General features: G+C 68.8%; 19 protein-coding genes. 8 read left to right on the top strand and 11 right to left on the bottom strand.

The window, feature by feature from the left end; translation table 11 throughout:
- Positions 1-533 precede the first annotated feature (533 nt).
- Positions 534-1,787 carry a hypothetical protein gene (locus ACFVM3_RS13425; RefSeq protein ID WP_378438418.1) on the top strand — a complete coding sequence of 418 codons (1,254 nt, stop codon included), beginning with the start codon at positions 534-536 and terminating at the stop codon, positions 1,785-1,787.
- 111 nt (positions 1,788-1,898) lie between these two features.
- Here ACFVM3_RS13425 and ACFVM3_RS13420 read toward each other — a convergent pair whose 3' ends face one another.
- From ACFVM3_RS13420 to ACFVM3_RS13405, 4 genes are read right to left on the bottom strand one after another with little or no spacing between them, the layout of a single operon-like run.
- Positions 1,899-2,825, bottom strand: coding sequence for a cytochrome c biogenesis CcdA family protein (locus ACFVM3_RS13420; protein ID WP_094865218.1), 927 nt, complete (start codon positions 2,823-2,825; stop codon positions 1,899-1,901).
- A complete protein-coding gene (locus ACFVM3_RS13415) occupies positions 2,822-3,412 on the bottom strand; it encodes a thioredoxin family protein (protein WP_094865220.1) in 591 nt (196 codons plus the stop codon). The genes ACFVM3_RS13420 and ACFVM3_RS13415 overlap by 4 nt, the downstream gene beginning before the upstream one ends.
- A 3-nt stretch (positions 3,413-3,415) precedes the next feature.
- Positions 3,416-3,733 (bottom strand): hypothetical protein, encoded by a 318-nt coding sequence (locus ACFVM3_RS13410; RefSeq protein ID WP_094865222.1) that lies wholly within the window; start codon positions 3,731-3,733, stop codon positions 3,416-3,418.
- Positions 3,734-3,754: 21 nt separating this feature from the next.
- Positions 3,755-4,123, bottom strand: a complete 369-nt coding sequence (locus tag ACFVM3_RS13405; RefSeq protein WP_378438415.1) for an ArsR/SmtB family transcription factor — start codon at positions 4,121-4,123, stop codon at positions 3,755-3,757.
- A gap of 102 nt (positions 4,124-4,225) precedes the next feature.
- Here ACFVM3_RS13405 and merA point away from each other — a divergent pair, with 102 nt between their 5' ends.
- From merA to ACFVM3_RS13370, 7 genes are all read left to right on the top strand, one after another.
- Complete coding sequence (gene merA, locus ACFVM3_RS13400; protein WP_094865224.1) at positions 4,226-5,614, top strand: mercury(II) reductase; 1,389 nt, start codon at positions 4,226-4,228, stop codon at positions 5,612-5,614.
- Positions 5,615-5,640: 26 nt separating this feature from the next.
- Positions 5,641-6,282 (top strand): organomercurial lyase MerB, encoded by a 642-nt coding sequence (merB, locus tag ACFVM3_RS13395; RefSeq protein WP_094865227.1) that lies wholly within the window; start codon positions 5,641-5,643, stop codon positions 6,280-6,282.
- 49 nt (positions 6,283-6,331) lie between these two features.
- Positions 6,332-7,687 (top strand): dihydrolipoyl dehydrogenase family protein, encoded by a 1,356-nt coding sequence (locus ACFVM3_RS13390; RefSeq protein WP_378438412.1) that lies wholly within the window; start codon positions 6,332-6,334, stop codon positions 7,685-7,687.
- A gap of 135 nt (positions 7,688-7,822) precedes the next feature.
- The gene (locus tag ACFVM3_RS13385; protein ID WP_133116452.1) at positions 7,823-8,059 is read left to right on the top strand and encodes a hypothetical protein; all 237 of its coding nucleotides are present in this window, start codon (positions 7,823-7,825) and stop codon (positions 8,057-8,059) included.
- A gap of 30 nt (positions 8,060-8,089) precedes the next feature.
- The gene (locus tag ACFVM3_RS13380) at positions 8,090-8,401 is read left to right on the top strand and encodes a phosphoadenosine phosphosulfate reductase family protein (RefSeq protein ID WP_378438524.1); all 312 of its coding nucleotides are present in this window, start codon (positions 8,090-8,092) and stop codon (positions 8,399-8,401) included.
- A gap of 85 nt (positions 8,402-8,486) precedes the next feature.
- Entirely contained in the window at positions 8,487-9,377 is an 891-nt protein-coding gene (locus tag ACFVM3_RS13375; RefSeq protein ID WP_378438410.1) for a DNA-processing protein DprA, read from the top strand.
- Positions 9,378-9,557: 180 nt separating this feature from the next.
- Positions 9,558-9,833, top strand: coding sequence for a hypothetical protein (locus ACFVM3_RS13370; protein ID WP_378438408.1), 276 nt, complete (start codon positions 9,558-9,560; stop codon positions 9,831-9,833).
- Between the two features lie 327 nt (positions 9,834-10,160).
- On the opposite strand, the gene ACFVM3_RS13365 is transcribed toward ACFVM3_RS13370, so the two are convergent.
- The 7 genes from ACFVM3_RS13365 to ACFVM3_RS13335 form a co-directional block, all read right to left on the bottom strand.
- Positions 10,161-11,114: a M23 family metallopeptidase gene (locus ACFVM3_RS13365; RefSeq protein WP_378438406.1), complete on the bottom strand. Its 954-nt coding sequence runs from the start codon at positions 11,112-11,114 to the stop codon at positions 10,161-10,163.
- A gap of 7 nt (positions 11,115-11,121) precedes the next feature.
- The gene (locus ACFVM3_RS13360) at positions 11,122-12,156 is read right to left on the bottom strand and encodes a replication-relaxation family protein (RefSeq protein WP_378438404.1); all 1,035 of its coding nucleotides are present in this window, start codon (positions 12,154-12,156) and stop codon (positions 11,122-11,124) included.
- Between the two features lie 65 nt (positions 12,157-12,221).
- Positions 12,222-14,723 (bottom strand): type IV secretory system conjugative DNA transfer family protein, encoded by a 2,502-nt coding sequence (locus ACFVM3_RS13355; RefSeq protein WP_378438402.1) that lies wholly within the window; start codon positions 14,721-14,723, stop codon positions 12,222-12,224.
- 42 nt (positions 14,724-14,765) lie between these two features.
- A complete protein-coding gene (locus ACFVM3_RS13350) occupies positions 14,766-15,602 on the bottom strand; it encodes a hypothetical protein (RefSeq protein WP_378438400.1) in 837 nt (278 codons plus the stop codon).
- 86 nt (positions 15,603-15,688) lie between these two features.
- The gene (locus tag ACFVM3_RS13345) at positions 15,689-17,599 is read right to left on the bottom strand and encodes a VirB4 family type IV secretion system protein (protein WP_378438398.1); all 1,911 of its coding nucleotides are present in this window, start codon (positions 17,597-17,599) and stop codon (positions 15,689-15,691) included.
- Positions 17,596-18,762, bottom strand: a complete 1,167-nt coding sequence (locus tag ACFVM3_RS13340; RefSeq protein ID WP_378438396.1) for a PrgI family protein — start codon at positions 18,760-18,762, stop codon at positions 17,596-17,598. The genes ACFVM3_RS13345 and ACFVM3_RS13340 overlap by 4 nt, the downstream gene beginning before the upstream one ends.
- Entirely contained in the window at positions 18,759-20,855 is a 2,097-nt protein-coding gene (locus ACFVM3_RS13335) for a hypothetical protein (protein ID WP_378438395.1), read from the bottom strand. The genes ACFVM3_RS13340 and ACFVM3_RS13335 overlap by 4 nt, the downstream gene beginning before the upstream one ends.
- Positions 20,856-20,864: the final 9 nt, after the last annotated feature.

Here is a 20,864-nt window from a genome sequence, read left to right as displayed (position 1 = left end):
GCCGAGCCTGCGCCCAGCAGGCCAGCCCGCGTCAACCATGCCGCAGCTGCCGCCGGCTACTGGCGGTGGCCTACCGCGATGCCGACGGCGAGCCGTGGTGCGATCAGTGTCGGCGTCGTGACCAGGCGGAGCCGTGCTCGGGCTGCGGGGCCAGCCGGATCGTCTGCGCTCGTGATGACCTCGGGCCGTGGTGCAAGGCGTGCTGGGAGGTGGTGCGTCCCGGTCCGCCGTGCACCGACTGCGGTCAACGGCCGTCGATGCCGGCTGCCGAGGTGGACGGCGCATCCCGGTGCGTGCCGTGTTATTCCGCTGCGCGGGTGCCCTGCGCTCGCTGCGGTACCACGGCGCGCGCGGAACGTCGATGGCCGGAAGGTCCAGCGTGTCTGTCCTGTGTGGACGCTGTTCGACTCACACACGGGCCCTGCCACCGATGCGGGCAGGTGGCCGGTGTGTTCCGCCGCGAGGCCGCTGGTCCGCTGTGTCCCGACTGCGCGGGTGTCAGTTTCTCCTACCACTGTCCGACGTGCGGGGCGATGGGGCGGCTGCTGCGTGGGCGGTGCCCGTCCTGCACGGCCCAGCGGGATCTGGTGGAGCTGTTCACCCAATCTGATGGGCAACCCGCGTCGTGGTTGGCTCCGTTGGTCGAACTGCTGGCTCACTACGACAACCCGTACTCGCTGTGCTGGTATCTGCGGCGGCCCGGTGGGCAGCTCATCCGTCGGATGGTGACCGGTGAGCTGGCATGCTCGCACGAGGCGTTGGACGAGCTGCGCCAGACCACGGAGGTGCAGCATCTGCGTGGCTTGCTCGTGCTCGCCGAGACCCTTCCGCCCCGTGAGGAAGAACTTGCCCAACTGGCCCGCGATGTGCAGCTCGTGCTGGCGCGGGTGGTCCACCAGCAGGACAAGATCGTGCTGGCCCGCTACATACGCTGGCATCTGATGCCGTTGGCTTACCAGCGGGCCGAACAGGATTCCGGTTTTACGCGTTACCAGCGCGAGCACCTCCGCCGTCAGATGGAGGCTGCGCGGCTGCTGCTGGGCCACGTCCGTAACCGCGGCGCCCAGCTAGCCACGCTGACCCAGCCTCTGGTGGATCGGTGGCTGATCCGCAATCGGCCGCGCCAGCCCTACGCCCGCCCGTTCCTGCTGTGGGCCGCGAGCACGGGCCTTGCACCAGAGCAGGTCGCGATCGGCACCTCGGCCCGTACGGGCGATCGGGAGGTCATGAGCGACGCCGAGCGGGTCTTGCTGGCGATCAGGATGGAGAGCGAGGAATCGCTGGCGCTTGCCGATCGGGTCGCTGGCTGCCTGGTGTTGCAGTACGGACAAAGTAGTGGGCGTTTGGTGAACTTGACCACTGATCACGTGCTGGTGCACCCCGATGAACCCGATGTTCTCGGTCTACGACTCGGCCGTGATCCGCTCTGGCTGCGGCCACGGCTGTCCGCACTGCTGCAACGGCTGGTTGACGACCGTCGCCCGCTCGCCGCCGCGCTGCGACACCGACCCACCCCGTTCTTGTTTCCTGGGCTGCGTACCGACAAGCCGATGGCCTCGGCCACCCTGCAAGCGCGTCTGCGCAAGCTGGGTGTTCCCAGCACCCGCACGGCGCGCAACGGAGCCTGGCTCGCGTTGGTCGGTGCCGTGCACTGGAAGATGCTCGCCGACCTGCTTGGCGTCGCCGACTCCACCGCCAGCGCCTGGCACAAGGAGAACGGCGGTGACCGCGCCAGCTATGTCGCCAGTCGTCTCCGCCAGCCGCAACGCCAGCACGGCCCTGAGTAACCTTGGTTTAGACGGTCACAGTGGCGCCAATCCTCCCGGTTGTAGCGGGCGATCTGCAGCTGACGCTGTGTTCAGGAGTCACGGCGAGAACGACGGGTCCCCTCCGGCTGGTCAGTTGCTGCGGTGTCCAGGTGTCTGGTCCATGGTTTCTTCGAGGTGTGCGTTGGGTGTGCAGCAGTCCTCGGCGGTGGCGGTGGTGGTGTGGCTGCGTCGGCGTCCGGCGAGGGCGGCGATGGTGGTGGCGAGGATGAGGCCGAGCGCGGTGATGACGATGGCGAGTTGGTGTCCGGTGATCCACGCCGAGACGGTGCCAACGATGCCGGTGAGTGCCCCGGTACCGGGGTGTCCGCCGAGTAGTTGCGGCAGCCAGTACAGGAGCAGGTAGCCGCCGGAGAGCGCGAGGACGGCACCGGTGATGCGTTTCATGTGGGGCAGCAGCCGTCGGAGGAAGCGGTTGATCAGACTGCTAGCGAACGCGGCGAACAGCGCCAGCGACAGCAGCAGGGTGGCCGAACCAGCGGCGTAGGCACCGAACACGACCAGGACACCGGAGATGTTGGTACTGGCCAAGGCTTGCGTGACCACCGCGAGCAGCAGCGCGAGCGTGCAGGAGGCCGAGGCCAGCGCGTACCCCGCGCCCAAGGCCACCATGCCCCTCGGGCCTTGACGGGGGGTGCTGGAGCGGCGGGTGGGTAGCCGCAGCGGCAGGTGCCATCCGGCGACCATGGCCACGCCGCCTACGGCCAGGATCGCGCCGAGCGCGGCGGCCAGCCACGGGATGACGCCGGTCAGGGAACGCAAGCCGAGGGCGAGTAGTAGTCCGATGACGGTGAAGGTGCTGGCGAACCCGGCGGCCAGCGCGAGCCCGGCGCGCAGGCCACCGGCCAGCCGGGACACAGCGCCGGGACGCGCGTCCGCCTGGCCGTCGCCGGTGTCGACGGCGTAGGTGAGGAAGGCGGGCAGCACGGCGAACCCGCAGGGGTTGACCGGGGCGAGCATCCCGGCGCCGAAGGCGAGCGCCAGCAGCGGGCCGGTCACTGGCTCACCTTGGCCAGTTCGGCACGGATCTGGTCGGCGGTGGGCTCGACAGCGCGGAACACCGGTTTGCCGGAGGCGTCCAGCACGACGGCGGTGGACAGCTGGGTGACCTGGTAGGCGCTGATCAGGGTGGCGTTGCTGTCGCTGGCGTAGGCGAGGCTGGTGGCCTGGTTGGCGGTGAGGAAGTCTGTGATGTCCTGCTCGGTTTCGCCGGGGTCGACGTCGATGGCGACGAAGTTCGCCTTCGTGCCGACGGCCTGCTGGACCTGGGCGAGGGTGTGGGTGGCCGGGCCGCAACTGCCGCACCCGATGGAGAAGAAGAACAGGACGCTGGGCCGCGAGCCGGGCACCGCGACCTGCTCGCCCTGCAGGGTTCGGGCGGTGAACGCTCCCGCCGCGGCGGTGGTCCCGGCCTTCGCACTGCCGTCGGCAGCGGGTGGGGAGGTGGTCTGCTTGCTCGACGGGGACAACGCCGAGTACAGCACGGCGGCGATCCCGACGACGGCGAGAACGGCCAGAGCGATCGTGACCGGTCGCCGGCGAGAACGCGGCGCGGCAGGTCCGGTCGGGGCGGGTGCGTCAGGCATGGGTCAGAACTCCTGGTTGGGGTGGGAGGGCTCGTGGGGCCGATCGGACTGGTCGCGGGCGGGTGGCACGGGCGGGCAGCACGAGTCGTCTCGGGTGGTGGCGTGTCGGGTGATACGACGGCGTGCGAACCACGCCGCCGCGGCGAGGACCACCATGACGGCGGCGCCGATGACCCAGGGGTTGCCCAGTACCGAGCCCAACGCGCCAAGAGCTCCGGCGGCGATCAGCACCGGCAGGCCGCAACACACGATGGGGAGCAGCAGGAAACCAGCGGTGGCGAGCGCGGTGCGCTTGCCCTCGGAGCCGGGGTTGCTCGACATGGAGGCGGTCTCCTCGGCTGGTCAGGCGTTCGGGGCGGTGATGCGCATGCACGCGGCGAGGGCGGCGGCGTTGTCCGCGGCCAGCGAGCGCGCCAGCAGCACCAGTTCCGCGACGCGGGGGTCGGTGACCCGGTAGTAGGCGAAGCGGCCTTGGCGGCGCAGCTGCACGTAGCCGCAGTCGGACAGGCAGGCCAAGTGACTGGACACCCGGCCCTGGGACAGGCCGATGTGCGTGACGCATTCGCCGACGGAGTGCTCCTCGTGCAGCAGGAACTCCAGCAGTCGCAGCCGTGCGGGGTCGCCGAGGGCGCGGAAGAATTTCGCCATCATCTGCACCCCGTTCGGCTCGGTGGGCAGCAGCGTGCTGCTGCGTTCGGAAGCGTCGGCCACGGTCGCCGTCCTCACATCGAGTGTCTGTCGTATCCGGATGTACGAATCTGAGGTTAGCATTTATGCATCCGGGAAGACGAATGTGTGAGTGGGAGGAGATCGATGGTGCGTTACGACCTGGCGGTGATCGGTTCGGGCGGGGGTGCGTTCGCGGCGGCGATCGCGGCCCGTGGCAAGGGCAAGAGCGTGGTGATGATCGAGCGCGGCACCGTCGGCGGCACGTGCGTCAATGTCGGGTGTGTCCCGTCGAAGGCGCTACTGGCCGCGGCCGAGGCCCGCCATGGGGCGCTGGGCCAGCACTTTCCGGGGATTTCCACCAGCGCGGGCCCGGTGGACGCCGCCGCGCTGATCGGTGGCAAGGACACGCTGGTGGCGGGGTTGCGGGCGGAGAAGTACGTCGACCTGGCCGCCGAGTACGGCTGGGAGATCCTGCCCGGCGTGGCCCGGTTCGTTGAGGGACCGGCGCTGGAGGTGGACCTGCACGACGGCGGCCACGTCCGGGTCGAGGCCGAGCACTACCTGATCGCCACCGGCTCCACCCCGCGTACCGAGGGCCTCGACGGAGCCGACCGGGTGGACTACCTGACCTCGACCACCGCGATGAAGCAGACCGAACTGCCGGAATCGCTGGTCGTCGTCGGCGGCGGCTACGTCGGGCTGGAGCAGGCGCAACTGTTCGCGCACCTCGGTGTCCGAGTGAGCATCGTGGGCCGCTTCGCCCCGCACACCGAGCCCGAACTCGCTGGCCTGCTGGCCGGGGTGTTCGCTGACGACGGCATCGCCGTGATCGCCGAGCGCGCCACCCAGGTTGAGGCCGATGGTTCGGGCGTCGTCGTCACCGCCGGTCGGCAGCGAGTGACTGGCCAGCGGCTGCTGCTCGCGACCGGGCGGAACCCGGTCGCGACCGGTCTCAATCTCGACGCGGTGGGCGTGAAGACCGGGCCTCGCGGGGAGGTGGTGGTCGACGAGCATCTGCGCACCGACAACCCGCGCGTCTGGGCGGCCGGGGACGTCACCGGGCACCCGCAGTACGTCTACGTCGCCGGGGCGCACGGCAGCGTCGTGGTCGACAACGCCTTCGACGACGCCGGGCGCACACTGGACTATCACCACCTGCCCGCGGTCACCTTCACCACACCCAGCCTCGCCTCGGCCGGGCTGACCGACGTCCAGGCGGTCGAGCAGGGCTATGCCTGCGAGTGCCGGGTGCTGCCGCTGGAATACGTGCCGCGGGCGCTGGTCAACCGCGACACCCGCGGCGCGATCAAACTCGTCGCCGAACAAGGCTCCGGGCGGTTGCTCGGCGCACACGTGCTGGCCGCCGGCGCAGGTGACGTGATCGCCACCGCCGTCTACGCCCTGGCCAACCGGATGACCGTGCACGAGATGGCCGGCCTGTGGTGCCCCTATCTGACGATGGCCGAGGGCCTCAAACTCGCCGCCCAAACCTTCACCCGCGACGTGGCCAAGCTCTCCTGCTGCGCCTCCTGAAACCCGGCCCTGGAAGGACTGACTCGATGCCAAAGGCCCTGAACACCATCGCGTCCACTATGGACAATGTCTTCTCGCGGCAGGACAGCCCGGCTGGATGGCTGTGGCAGCCGCTATTGCGGCTACTGGCCCGTGGCGAACCCGTCACGATCGCCGACCTCGCGGCTGCCACCGGCCGCCCCGGTGACGAGGTTGCGCAAGCGGTGGGCCGGCTGCGCGACACCGAATACGACGACGCCGGACGGATCGTCGGCTATGGCATCACGCAGCGCCCGACGCCGCACCGTTTCACCGTCGACGGCCACCAGCTCTACACCTGGTGCGCCCTGGACACCCTCATCTTCCCCGCCACCCTCGGCCGATCCGGCCAGGTTGAATCCCCCTGCCACAGCACCGGTGCGCCGATACGGCTCACCGTCGAGCCCGACCGAGTCAGCGATGTCGAGCCCGAGACCGCGGTGGTCTCCATCGTCACGCCTGACGACTTGGTCTCGGTGCGGGCCTCGTTCTGCAACCACGTGCACTTCTTCGCCGACGCCGACGCCGCGGCGACCTGGCTCGCTGAGCACCCCGGCGGATCGGTTCTCCCGGTCGCCGACGCCTATCAACTCGGCCGGCGACTGGACGCCGCTCAATCCGAGGAGCCCGAGTCCGGAGGGTGCTGCTGACGCCCACCTTCGCCGCCCGAACCATCAATGCCGAGAAGGGACACCCACTGTGAGTACGGACTTCGATGTGATCGTGATCGGCGCCGGTCCGGGCGGCGAGACCGCGGCCTCCCGCCTGCACGCGGGTGGACGGCGGGTCGCGTTGATCGAGCAGGAACTGGTCGGCGGGGAGTGCGCCTACTGGGCGTGTATCCCATCCAAAACCTTGCTGCGCCCGCCCGAGGCCCGCGCCGAAGCCGCGCACGCGGCCGGCCTGTCCACTCCGACGCAGGACTGGGCGGCGCTGCGGGACTACCGCGACTACATGATCCGCCACCTCGACGACACCGAGCAGGTCACCGGATACGAGAAGCAGGGCGTCACCGTTGTCAAGGCCACCGCGGCCCTGGTGGGCCGGGACCCATGGCGGGTGCGGGCCGGTGGCCGCGAACTCACCGCCGAGCACGTGGTGATCGCCACCGGCTCCGACGCGATCCGCCCACCCATCGAGGGCCTGGACGAGGTCAGTGTATGGACCAACCGGGAAGCCACCACCCTGCGCGAGATCCCCGAGCGGGTCGTGATGATCGGCGGCAGCGCCGTCGGGATCGAACTCGGCCAGTTCCTCGCTCGTATGGGCGCCCAGGTCACCCTGATCCAGCGCGGCGACCGGCTGCTGGACCGGGAAGCCCCCCGCGTCGGGGACATCGTCGCCACCCACTTGCGCGCCGACGGCATCGACGTCCGTCTCGGCCGGCAGGCCACCGCCGCGCGCCGCGACGGCGCCGATACGGTGATCGACCTCGACGACGGCGCCACCGTGCGCACCGACGTCGTCGTGCTCGGCGCCGGACGCCGCCCCCGCACTCACGGGCTCGGCTTGGAGACTGTCGGGATCGCACCAGACCCGCGCGGCGCGTTGAAGGTCGACGAGCACTGCCGCGTCACCGCCGGCCTGTGGGCGCTCGGCGACGTCACCGGAGTCGCACTGTTCACCCATGTCGCCATGTACCAAGGACGGATCGTGGCCGACAACATCCTCGGCACACCCCGCCATGCCACCTACAGCGGCATCCCGCGCGTCGTGTTCGCCCAACCCGAGATCGCCGCTGTCGGCCTGACCACCGACCAAGCCCGCCAGCGTGGCCTCGACATCGCCACCACCGAACTCGACCTCGCCCAATCGATCGCGCGGCCCTGGACCTACGAAACCGACCCCGCCGGCACCCTCGGTCTCATCGCCGACCGCACCCAGCGGACGCTCATCGGAGCTTGGGCCATCGCACCCCAAGCCGGGGAATGGATCCACACCGCCGCGCTCGCCATCCGCGCACAGATCCCGATCGACACGCTGCTCGACGGCGTCGCCCAATTCCCGACCTACACCGAGGCGTACCTCGCCGCCCTCGAACAGCTCGACCTTTAGACCACCTAGCGCTCCCGCTGAGGGGTCCGCCTTGCGTTGCGGGCAACGGCCCGAACGTCGCGCGTTCGACCGCGGTCGCATCGGGCTGGCGCCGCATCCTTGGCTGGCCATCGCAGCAACCGCACCTTCACTGTGGTGGGAGCCGAATCCGACCAGCCGGACACCGCAGGCACGGTCAACGACGGCTTGCCTGACCTGGCCGGGAGCCGGCAGTTAACGTTCGTCGTCGCGGTTTCGGCCCGCGCGACTTGCCAACTGGTGACCTCGCCAACTGCGCGCCAGGACCTGCTCGTTAAGTCACACCGCTTTGTAACGGCCGCCGACCGGCACGCCTTCACGCTTGGTCACTGCACCGAAGGGCATTCGTCCTGACTAAATAGTGCCCGGTAGCAGCAGTCGAAGCTGAGCCGGGATAACGCCGCGAGCAACGGCCGGCGCGAAGTCTGCACTTGGCTGCCCATCCACGAGTGGACCGAAACGGAGGTATGGCAACACATTCGCGCGAGCGATGTGCCCTATCACCCCGCTTACGACGCCGGAATGACCCGGTTGTCGTGCTCTCTGTGCATTCTCGGGAGCCGGGCCGATCTCCTCCGCGCCGCCCGACTTCGGCCAGACCTTGCGGCCGAGTACGCCCGGATCGAGGACAAGATCGGGCATCGGTTCCGCAACGACGTGTCGATGGCGGAGATCATCACGGCCGTAAATCCTTAGTGGACTGTGCCTGTTCGAAGGGCCCTCCCGAGATCCGATAGTCCGCTATTTGTGTCACTAACTCTGAGAACGATTGAGGTTTGCCATGCCTGCATCCGATGACATCGTCCGCGCACGACTGTTCTTGATGCGCGCGACTGAGCCACCCACGCAATCCGTCGGCGCCTACACCGCAGTTCACGGCCCCGTGGACGCCGCCGACCGCATCCGCGCCGGTTGTGCACCCCCTGCGGTGCTCGCCGAAGTCGTCCAGCCCGAGCCCGATCTACGCGGCGACCTCGTCGCACTCGAGGCGGGCCATGCCAGGCTGCTCACCCCCGAGGACGACAACTGGCCGAGCGCGGCCCATGACCTGGCCGCTTCCGGTACAGGAGCACCGCTGGGCCTGTGGGTGCGCGGTGACCCACAGCTCGGAGTTCTCACCGCCGGTCCGGTGGCAATGGTCGGCTCACTGGCGGCCAGCCCGTATGGCGAGTACGTCGCTGCGGAACTCGGGCGAGGCATCGCAGACCGGGACATCGCCGTTGTCAACGGCGCCGGGTTCGGGGTCGAAGCCCATGCGCTGCGGGGCGCCCTGAGCACCTCCGGACGCGGTCGGTGCCTCGTCGTGCTGGCGTGTGGTATCGATGTCGCGTGCCCCACCGAACACGGTCCGCTATTGTGGGAGATCGCCGATTCCGGCGGAGTCCTGGTCACCGAATACCCCCTCGGCACGAAACCTCGCCGCACCCGTGCCTACGCACGGCAGCGCCTGGTCGCCGCGCTGAGCGAGGCCACCGTGATCGTCGAGGCCGGCCGACGCAGCCCGGCCGTGGCTGTAGCGCGTACGGCTTCGAGGCTGGGCCGCCGCGTCTACGCAGTCCCAGGCCCGGTCACCTCGGCGAAGTCCGCCGGGACGAACGAGCTGCTGCGTACCGGGATGGCTACCGCTGTCACCTGCGCCGACGAGGTCACCGTCACCCGCGGACTCCGATGACTCGCCGGAACCCGTTAGACCAGGTCAGCAGGGATGTCGTGACCAGGAATCGCTGGTCACGACACACCCCTGCTGGCCGCGGGCTGTCTCGGTAAGGTGTCTAGGGCGACACGGCGGCAGACAGATGGTCAGCCAAGCCCGGAGATCGGCCAAACCTGGCCACGCGAGAGAGGGCCGCAGATGGACAAGGACGAGCACATCGCGCAGCTGCGCGCCCGCCGGCACCGCGTGGAAGCGATCGAGACCACGTTGGAGAGCATCCGGGACGTGGAAAGCTCGCTGCAGGAGATGAAAGAGATCCTGACCAAGCAGCTGAAAGTCGAACGCACCGAACGGCTCGCCGACATCCGGGAAGCCGACAAGGCAGGTGTGCCGAAGACCAGAATCTCCAAGGAGGTCGGCCTCAGCCGCGCGAACCTCTACAACCACCTCAAAGGCGCCCCGGCTGACGAGTAGTCCGCCGGGCTGTCCCGGCCCGCAGAGACAGACATCGAGTAGCGAGATGGTCACGTTCTACCAGGCCCGCTTCGACTACTACCGGGCGAAGCCGAGGTGAAGGTGTTCATTCCCGACGACCGATTCGTCGCGGACGACCGTGTGACTGCTGCCGCCACATGGGACTCGCTCTTGGTCGAGCACGGGTACGAGCTGACCCACGGCTGGACTCACGCGTCTGGACGATTGTCGGAGACCAGGATCATGCGCCGGAACTCTCCGGGACGTCACGAAAGGTCTTCCCGGTGCCGCCGACCAATTGGTAGAAGACAACGCGACTATGCGTACCTATCCGCAGAGCTGGCCTCCTCGCTGCCGGTAGAACTCCACAGGGTCGACGGCCTGCCCGTTGGCCTCGATCTGCAGGTGAAGATGCGCTCCGGTGGAAGCTCCCCGGTTGCCGACTGCGGCGATCGGCTGGCCGGCTTGAACGGTTTGCCCTTCGCGGACGAGGTTGTGGTCGTTGTGCCCGTAGATCGTCACGATCCCGTCCGCGTGCTGGATTCTTACCCACAGCCCGTAGCCGGACGCCGGTCCTGAGCTGATCACCGTTCCGGCGTTGGCCGCCAGGATCGGTGTACCGATGGGCGCACCGATGTCGAGTCCTTTGTGGAACTCGCTACCGCGGTACCCGAATCTGGAGGTGCAGGTGCCGCGGGTCGGAGGCGTCCAGCCGCCGGTCAACGCATTGGTTGTGCAGGTGGCGCCTTGTACGGCCCCGACGACCTGGCGGGCTGCTTGCTCGAATTTCGCGTAGCGGTCGGGAAAGCCCGACCGCTGTACAGTCTGGGCAGCCACGGTGACGGGCATGTTCTGCCAGTTCGGCAACGCCAACAGATGCCGGTAGAACTGCTCGCTGCTATAGGTGGGGTCCATGATCTGCGCGACGGTTCCCCAGCCCTGCGACGGCCGCTGCTGGAACAAGCCGACGCTGTCGCGGTCGCCATAGTTCAGGTTCTTCAGCTTCGACTCGGTCATCGCCGTTGCTACCGCGACGACCCAGCCCTGCTCAGGAACGTTCATCCGTTTGCCGACGGCGACAATCGTCGCCGCGTTGCCCATCTCCTGCGCGCCATACCCCGCCGCCGAGGTCGCGGTCGCCCCGGCTGGTGCGCAGTTCACGCCACCAGCGGAACTGCTGGAGCTGCCGAAGACGGCTTGGACAACGGCGATGGCGCCGCCGCCGATGAGGAGAATGAGCACGAAGACGAACCCGGCACCGGTCGCGGCGATCTTGCCCATGCCGACATCACCTCCGTGGACGCACGGGATTGGGCGGTGGCATCGGCGAGGGTGGCGCCACGTCCGGGCGCGCGGCGGCAGACGTGACTGCCGTGGGACGTTGTCCACCGCGAGGCGCCGAAGCACCCAGGCTCGGCCACAGGGCGGGCAGGTTGGCCAGTGCGACCCGCCCGCTGGCGCTGGACTCGTCGACGCGGCGCCAGCGGGGCGCGGCCATGTCGAGTGGGTCGGCGCTGGCTTCGCCGCTGGTGGTCGCGACCGGCACGCGTGCGGGGCGGTCGAGCGCGCGCAGCGCCTCGGCCAGGGCCTTGCGGGCGTTGGCTTCGCGGGTGGCGCTGGGCAGCCACACCAGGACCGGAGTGGTGATGCCTGTGGCGTCGGCCAGGCGCTCGTAGCGGGCTAACTTTCCCGCCAGCCGGGATAGTTGCTCGGTGCCGAAGTCGAACTCGATGAACCACTCGACCTCCCTGCCGTTTTCCTGCCAGCGTCCGTAGCCGTCCGGGGTGACGATGTCGCCCCAGTGCCGGCCACAGCGGGCGGCCGACCACCATGCGGCGAGCACGCCAGCGGCACCGGGCTGACGTGCTCGGCAAATCAGGGTGGTGAACAGTCCGTTGCAGCCCACGGTGTGCGCCAGCTGCAGGGAGAAGGCGCGTCCGATCTCGCGTTCGCGGCTGTAGCCGAGTTCCTTGGGATCGATGCCGTCTTCGCGGGCGAGGGCGACTGCCCCGGCGGTGTCGAGGACGTAGTACATCGGGTGCGAGCCGCGGTCGCGGTGCGGCTGGAACCGGTGCACCACGCCCCATTGGTAGAGGTTACGCAGGCGCAGGTTCGCTGCGCGGCGCCCGGCGAAGGCGATGTCGATGATCTGGGTGCTGGTGAGTACGTGGTGCTCGAACAGCATCCGGCACAGCCACCGGTCGCGGTCGGTGAGATGCCGGGCCAGCCACGCGTGATGCTCGGCGGAGTTGAGTACCCGCGCCGCGGGACGTTCCGGCCGGTGCGAACGCAGTTGCCGCTGCTGTGTGGGGTTACTGACCATCGTGACGAGCACCTCCAACTTCGCAGGGCGGAGCAACGCACTGCGGGAACAAACGAGCGGGTAAGTCAGGCCGCGCGCCGGGGATCGAACGCCACGGGCTGGACGTTCTCGGCTGGTGGTGGTGTGCTCCGCGGTTCGTTGTTCGCCCGCGCGAGCCGACGGATCTCCTTGGCTCGACCGGGAATCGCGGGTGGAAGCTTCTCGGTGACCGCGGTGAACGGGGGAGTTTCCTCGCTATCGAGCACCAGCCGCGCGGCGATGTGGAACCGGCCGAGATTGGCGAGATCGTGCTCGGAAAGCCGCGGCGCGGTGTGCCGGGCCAAGTGACGAGCGTCCTCAGGCGACGCCGAGAAAATGATCTTCGAGCGGGCGTTGGTGCTGATGCCTTCCTCCAGTTCGCGCGGCAACTGCCGCAGGTACTGGTGGGCGAGCGTCATCGACATCCGGTAACCCCGGGCTTCGGCGAGCATGTCCTCCATCGGGTACGCCAGATTGAGGAAGTTGTGGCACTCGTCGATGTAGAGCGAGGCGTCGTGCCGGTCGCGCTGCGGAATCCGGGCACGCCGGGTCGCGGCTTGCCATGTCCGGGCCACGACGATCGAGCCGATCAGCCGCGCGGTATCCATTCCGAGCGCGTCCTTGCCCAGGCGCACCAGGCAGATTCCGCCGTCGAGCACCGCGTCCATGTCCACGGTGGATTCGCCGCCGGCGAGGGATGCCCGCACGAACGGGCGCAGCAGCAGGCCGCGGAGCTTGTTCATCAGCGGCGCGACGACCTGTGCCCGGCTGGCGTCGGACAGATCGTCGTACCAATGCCAGAAGCCGGTCAGGACATCGTCGGAGATCTGTTCGAGCGCACGCTGCCGGAAGGCGGGCACCGTCAACAGTTTCGGCAGGTCGATCAGCGTGGGCGTTCCGGGCAGCTCGCGCAGCGTCAGCAGCCCCGAGCGCAGGATGTCCTCGGTACGCGGGCCCCAGCTGGAGGCGTACACGTGGGAGAAGATCGAGACCAGGTTGTCCACCGTGCGGGCGGTGTCGTCGCCTTCGAGCGGGTTGAGCACCGGCGGGTGGGATCGGCTGTCGGCGTCGAAGAGCACCACCTTCTCCCCGAGGCGCGCGGGCAGCCGCATCAGGGTGTCGGCGACCAGGTCGCCCTTGGGGTCGATGACGACCAGCCCGCGGCCGGCGTCGGCGTCGTCGAGGATCATCCGTGCCATCAGCTCGGACTTGCCCGAGCCGGTCGCACCCAGGATGTGCAGATGATGGCGCGCGTCGGCGACGCGCAGCCCCACTGGCCGGGAGCGGCCGGAGTCGGTGATCCCGATCGGTTTCACTCCGACGCCCTCGGTGGCGATCCCCGGTGGCGGCGGCACCGCTTTGGCTCCGGCACGCTGCAGACCGGGCACGGCCTCGTCGGTCGGGACGTGCGCGAGCGCGGCTAGCTCGGCGATCGAGAGTAGATCGCCGGAGGTGAGGCGTCGTTCGGCCACGGCCCGGATGGAGTTGGTGAGCCGGACGCGACGGTAGAAGTTGTGTTCGCTGTAGGCCGCGAACGCGCTGGCGATGGCATGCCCGCGTCCGCGCAAGTGTTCACGCACCGGAACCCGCTGCGCACCGGTGGTGTGCTCGTCGACCAGGGTGGCCACGGCATACCGGATGCGGGTCTCGTACTGGGAGCTGCGCTGCTTGGCCACGATGACCCGGTCCTGTGCGGAGTTCTCCAGCGAGGTCTGGTGATCGACGACCGGCTGCTTCGCGGTCGTGCTGGGCTTGCGCGAGCCGGTGTGCGGGGTGATCAGGTCCAGGAGGCGCCCGGCCAGCCGGACCGAGCTGCCCGTGCGGACCCGGCGGGCGGCTCGGCGGGCTTTGCGGACACGAGCGCCGGTGACCGGGCGCGCGAGGATCTGCACCACGGCACGTTCGTGGGTGGCCATGCCGACCGGGGCGCCCAGCAAGGCGCGGACGGGATCGGCGGGGAAGTCCGACCGGATGGGCAGTGCCTCGCTGCGGGCCAGGCGCAGTTCGCCGCCCACGGCCTCGACCGCTTTGCCCGGCGGAGTGGACAAGGGGATCGGCGGCTTGGCCGGTGTGGTCCGGGTGTGCGCGCCGGGCCAGGCAGCCTCGATGGCGCGCTCGGCCATGCCGGGCGGCACGACGCCTGGCAGCCACAGCCGCAAGGCGACCCCGGCGTGGGAAAACACGTACTCCCACACGATGTGCGGCTGGCCGTGCATCCGCCGTTTCCAGCCGGATCGCAACAGCCCGACCAGGTTGGAGTACAAGGCTGCCGCGCCGTCCGGATCGACCGTGGGCGGAGCCAGCACTGTGACCACCCGGGCGTCGGCGGCCATCCGGTTGTGGCATCGGCGGGCCCACCACCGTCGCCCGACCACGACGCCAGCCACCGCCAGGGCAACGGCCGGCGCGACGAGTGGCCCCCAGGTCAGTGCGAAGTCTCGCAATGCCGCGACGACGGCACCCACTGCGGCACCTGGATCGCGGAGGTAGTCCTGCAACGGTGACGCAAGCGTCCTCGCCGAAGCGACAACAGACTGAGTGGATGACATCAGAAATCCCCTCTCGCAGGGAAAAGTTGAAAGGATGCGGATTCAGGCCGCGTAGCGCTCGGCGTCGGCGCTCGGTTCGCCTTCCGGCATCGGGGTAGGAGCGGACGGGTCGTTGGGCACGAGTCGCAGATGACGGCGCCGCTTGTGTGCCCGTTCGGCGTCGATCTCGGCCTGCCACTGCGACAGCCGTCGCCCGCCCATGCGCTTGAGGAACTGCGGGATGCGGTTCGCGGGCACCCCGACCAATCGCGGGCCGAGTACGGCGAGCAGATCCGAGGCTTCCTGCGACGACCACCCGGCGGCCTCGGTGATGGCGTCCTCATCGGGAAACACATCGGCGATCCGGTCACGGTCGGGGTCGATCAACGAATCCTCGCGACCGCCGTAGCTGTATAGCCACAGGAAGTTCTCGGGCGGGTCCGGTTCGATCAGCCGCTTGAACCGCCGAACTTCCTTGGTATAGGCGTAAAATGTCACCTGCGGGCAGGCGCGCATCACGCGACACCACGCCAAAGTGTAGGCATCGCTGAAAAAATCCCCTGCGTCGTGCACTCTGATAAATTTTCCGATGAGGCGCGGCGCCGACAGTTCGTGGATCATCGCATCTGTCCAGCTAGGTAGATCGTCCAGGACGTACGCGAGATTGGCGGTATGTTTGGCTTTTACCGCAGGGAAGAGATAGGTTCCGTTGCGCGCGTAGCAGATCCGCGCGCACGCGCTCGCCGCCGGGCAGGTCACCTGCGTCCGGCCATCAGGCAGCCGGGCGGCCAGCGCAGGTAGCGTCCAGTTCCATACACCGATCGCGCGCATCTCTCGGTTCTGCGTCAGCAACCGGGCTGGCCGCGCCGGAACCGTGGTTACCCTGGCGGAAGAAGACATACGACACCTCGCAAAGGAAAATCAGGCGAGCAAAGAAATTGGGCAGAAATGATGGTGCTTGAAGCGATCCGCAGCGGCGGGGCGGGTTACGCTGCGCTGTCGAGGTCGACGTGCCCGTCGGCGTCCGCGTCGAGAGCCAGCTCAGTGTCGTGAACGCCGAGGTCCACAAACGCGCCGTCGTCCGTGCTAGATTCGTGGTCTGCGTACTGCGCCAACTCGGCCGGATCTGTAGTGATGAGCGCGTTTTCCTGCGGCGACGCCAGCGACTGGAACGCGACTCTCTGCGTCCCGGTCGAGAGCAGACCTTGTCCCTTGTCCGCGGAAATCAGGAACTGCTTCTCGCCTTCGGACAGGTTGAAGGTCGCCACGATCTCATCGATTGCTTGCGGCGCTTGGCGTAAAAGAATCTGCGTCGCGGCGTTGGCGATGATCGCCTTACCCAGTTCCGTCCCGAGGACGTCGCCGACATCTTGGGTCGCGATCGTCAAGCCCGCCCAGTGTTTCCGGGCTGCTTTAGCCATGCGGTGCAGAAACCGCGCTCCGGCAGGGTCCTGCATGAGCAGCCATGCCTCGTCGACCGTGATCAGCCTTGGCCGCCGGATGGCCGGGTTGGACACCCGCCGCCACACTGTGTCCAGCGTGAGCAGCGTGCCGATCGGCCGGAGTTCGTCGGGCAGGTCACGCAGGCTGAACACGGTCAGGTGCCCCTCAGCCCTGGTCGTGGTCGACCCTGAGAACATCGTGGAGAACGCGCCCTCGACGAACGGGTGCAGCCGGGCGCCCAGGTCCGCCGCGACCGGGTCCGCGGTGCCGGTGAGGACCGCGGCGAGATCGGCCAGCAGCGGCGCCTGCCGGCCCCAAGTCCGCGGGTCGCTGGTGATCCCGGCCTGCTGATAGGTGGCTATGATCGCCCGGTCGAGCACGGCTCGTTGCTGCGCGGACAGGTCGGTGCCGAGCAGCACCCCGATGACGGTGTGCAGGAACAGCGCCCGGCGCGTCAGGGCGTCCTTGGGTGCGGTGCGGCGCCCGTCCGGGCGCACCGCGATCGGCAGGTCGAACGGGTTGATGCGGACATCGGCGTCACCGAGGTGGATGTAGGTGCCGCCGATGGCCTCGCACAGCCGCCGGTACTCGTCCTCCGGATCGATGATGGACACCTCGACCCCGCGGTAGAGGCTGCGCAGGGTTTCCAGCTTCACCAGGTAGGACTTGCCCGCCCCGGAGCGCCCGAGTGCCACCGCGTTGTAGTTGTCGGCGGAAAAGCGGTCCCAGTGCACCAAACCCTGCGATCCGACGTTGAACCCGTACAACACACCGGCCGGTGCGGCGACACTGGTCGGGTCGGAGGGAGGAAGGTCCGGCGAGGTGAAGGGAAACGCGGCTGCCAGAGCACTGGTGTCGAAGGTCCGGCGCATGCCGATGAGATCCAGCGCCAGCGGCAGGGTGGACACCCAGCCCTGCAACGACCGGTAAGTGGTCGGCTGGGCGTTCATTAGCAACGACGCCGCGAGCGCCCGTACCGCGGCCACCTGCTCGGTGAGATCCGCTTCGCTGGTGGCGTGCACGGTCAGATACAGCCCGAGCCGGTACAACTTCCCTTCGCCGCGGGCGACGCGGGAGGACAGGTCATAGGCGTCCTCGGTGGCTGCCTCGACCATCGGGTCCACCAACCGTCCTTTGTCCGACGTGTGTCGCCGCCCTGACTCCAGCTTGGATAGCTGACGCTTGAGTCGATTGGCGGCGGTGACGGGATCGATCGGCTCGATGTGCAGCGACACATCGACACGGCCGGGATAGGACAGCAGCGGTTGTAGCCATCCTGCGTGGACTTCGCGGGGATACCCGGTGATCGCGAAGGACGAGACCCATTCGCCACCGATCTCCAGATGCCGGGGCGCGACCGACAGCGAATCCGGCGTGAACGCACTGGCCCTTCCCAACGGTGCGTTCACGTTCTGCGTCCCGCGGCCTCGAGGACGGCCAATTTTCCGGCTCATAGGTCACCGCCCTCCCAATCATCAAGAGCCGTCGTCTCTAGCGCCGCGCTGCTGCCGAGCCCGCGGCGGCTGGCCGTACTCCGGTGCCGGACTGGCGGCTCGTCGTCGAGGTCCGAGGCAGCGGTGGTGATCACCTCGTCCGCGCCGGCCAGCCCCGTCGAGGGCGGGATCAGGCTGTCGGGGTTGCACGCGGTGGCGAGTACGGCGGTGGCCTGGCCCGCGTCCAACGGCGTCACCGTGATCCCTGCGGGGGCAAGCAATTCGGTCGCCTCACCCAGCCGCCGCACGAGCCGGGTTTCCGCCGAGCGCCGCGCAGTCTCAGTGACCTCTCCGTCCCGGCCGCGGGCACGCCGAGCCCACAGCGCGGCAAGCGGGGACGCTCCGCCGAGCCCGTCGGTCGGCCCGGTCACGCGGACCGGCTCCCGCAGCACCAGCAACACCTGGCGTCGCAACAAATCAGTGGAGCGGCGCAACTGGTCGAGATAGGTCGCGTGCTCACGCGCTGCCGCTTCGAGCATCGGATGCGGCAAACCAGGGGCGGCCTCGCGAAGCTCGTTGATCTGCCCGCTCAGGTCTAGCCGTTCGGCCCGGATGAGTACTTGCACCGGCGCGGAGATCGAATGCAGATACCGGCCGAACGACGCGACCAGCGCCTCCTGCTCGCCGGGCGTGCGCAGCGCGAAATTCACCGTGCTGGCCACTGCGACCATGGCTACCCCGTCCGTGCCGAGGTCGATGACACCGGCTTCGGTGACTCCTTCCGCGGGCAGCCGCAGCGCGGCCGGAGATACCTCCGACTCGCCCGCCACACCGGTGGCATCGGTCGCGGTGATGCGGCTGGTCAGCCACTCCGGCGCGGCCTGCACGCCTTCGGGCGCGGCGACCCGATGGCGGGGTTGCAGCCTCTGGCGGATGGCTGCGAGCAGAAGCCGGTCAAGGCTCATGCCGTCGCGCTGGCCCAACGCCAGCACCGCCGCAGTGACTCCAATCGGGATCGCGACGATCAGGAAGATCGGTAGAGGTACTGCGTTGCGGGCTAGGGACCAGGCGCCGTAGAGCACGATCCCGGTGACCGCGAGGATCGCCAGCTGACGGGCGGTGAGATTGACTAGGACACGGTCTTCGCGATCGACATCAGACGGTATGCGTACAGGCTGGGTCATGACTTCTCACCTCCACGGGGCGGGGACTTCGGCGGCGCCAGTGGCGGGGTCGGCGCCCGGAATGTGACCGGCGGTACGGACGGGGTGCGCGGGCGGGCGTCCCCGATGCGCGGCTCCGGACGTGCGGCCCGGAACACCGGTGCTGCGGGTGGCGCGGGCGCTGGCGTGACCGGTCGGGACACGTGCCCGGGTTCCGGCGTCGGCGGCTGGAACCGCAAGTGCGGCGGAACCGCCGCCACCGCGACCGGTCGAGCCGGGGGCGCGGCACCACCGGCTCGGCGTGGCGCACCAGCAGCTTGGAACCGGGGAGCCGTCGCGGCCTGCCGGTCCCGCCGCCTGGCGGGCGGCGGGACCGGAGTAGCGGGCTTGGATGCGGAACTGAATTCGGGCATGACGGGTCCTTGGGTGGCCGGGGTGACGGCCGGGTCGTGGGTGGTCTTCTGCGGACCGGGTTGCAGAAACTCCGGTCGCTGTGAGGGCGGGCGCGGCTGCTGGGCAGCACGGGCGCGGTCGGCGTCGTAGGCCGCCTGCAACCGCTTGTTGACCGCCTGCGGTGTCGGCGCGATCCGCGGCTGAGCTGGCCACGGTGGATCGGCAACAGCACCGCCGCGGCCCCCGCCGCCTGTGCCGCCCTTCCCGCCACCGGCGACGGCGCCTGCTTTGCCAAACCCACCGGACTTGCCCGCGATAGCACCGAACGTTTTCGCCGCGATGTACGCCTTCGCGAGTCCGCCGAGGAAGGAGCGGCCGGTGCCGAGTTTGGTGGCGGAGAGGAACCAGAACGGGATCTTGAACAGGATGTAGAGGAGCCCGAGGACGGCGAAGAGCATCATCAGCCCGCCGCCGATGGAGGTGAACAGCTTCGTGCTGCCGTTGAGGAAGGTGTTGACCGCGACGAGCAGTGTGAGCGATTGCGCGATCTCAATGCCGAGCGTGGCGGCGAGCGCACGCCAGCCCCAGCGGGCGATGCCGTCGGTGTGGGGGAGGGCGTGGCAGGCGACCCACAGCGGGGCGGAGACGGTCAGGAGCAGCGTGAGGATCACCCGCACCACGTAGACCAGCAGGAGCGCGATCACCGCGATGACCAGGACGACCTGCAGCAGGATCATGAACAGCCCGCCGGATGCCATCGCCGAGTAGGCGCCGCCGATCGACTTGGTCAAGTTGTCGCCGAGTTGTGGCGGATCGACTCCATCGGTGAGAACCGCGGTGGACAATGCGTTGGCGAACCGGATTGCCTTGTCGATGAGGAACAGCGACAGCATCGAGGCGAAGAAGGAGACGATGAGCCGTGGCGCGATCTCCTTGATCGAGTAGCGGCTCTGGATCGACTCGTGCGACATCACGATGATCCCGCCGATCATGATCAGCCCGCTGTAGCAGGCCAGCACGATCAGCCAGGAGTTGTTCCACAGGTTCGTCACTCCGGGCAGCGAATCCAGCGTCGGCGTGGTGAACGCGGTGTCGCCCAGCAGCTTCAGAAGCGGGTCGAGGGCGGACTTGACCAGCTCGCGGAACACCGCGTTGATGGCCTTGTTGATGCAGCCTTCGATGCTGGTGATCCCGCAGTCCGGGTCGTCACCGTCAACTCCCGGGCCGGACTGCTCTGGAGCTGTGGATGGCGGGGGAGTACTGGGTTGCGGGATGCAGCCTTCTCCGGTGCACGGCGTGGTGGTGTTCGTTTGCGGTGCAGTGCTCGGGCCGCTGGGTGTGCACCCGATCTGGCCGGGGAAACAACTGGTCGGTGGCGGTAGTTCGGTGATTGGCGGCAATGGGGTCGTCGGCGCCGGCGGATGCGGCGACCCGGTCGGGAAGTGACATGTCGGGTCCGGTGAATCCGGTGCGCACGTGTGTCCAGGCGGGTTGGTCGGCAGGGGCAAGGGCGGTGGTTGCTGCGCGACGGCGACCGCGGCTTGTTGCGCGTCGCGTGGCGCGAGCTTCTCGGGCGTTACCCACGCACCGACCGTCAGCAGGCAGCCGAGCACCACGGCCACCGGCTGCACCAACCGATGCCGGCGGCTGCGAGCGTGTCCTTCCGGGATGGGCGGGGTGAGCAGGACCCGCTCCCGGTGCCCCCGGGTCGCTGAGCGCACGCCAGGCGC

It is taken from the genome of Amycolatopsis sp. NPDC057786 (genome assembly GCF_042797905.1).
Lineage (GTDB): Bacteria > Actinomycetota > Actinomycetes > Mycobacteriales > Pseudonocardiaceae > Amycolatopsis.
Note: the sequence above shows the minus strand (reverse complement) of the source record. Positions and strands in the feature narration are given on the sequence as shown.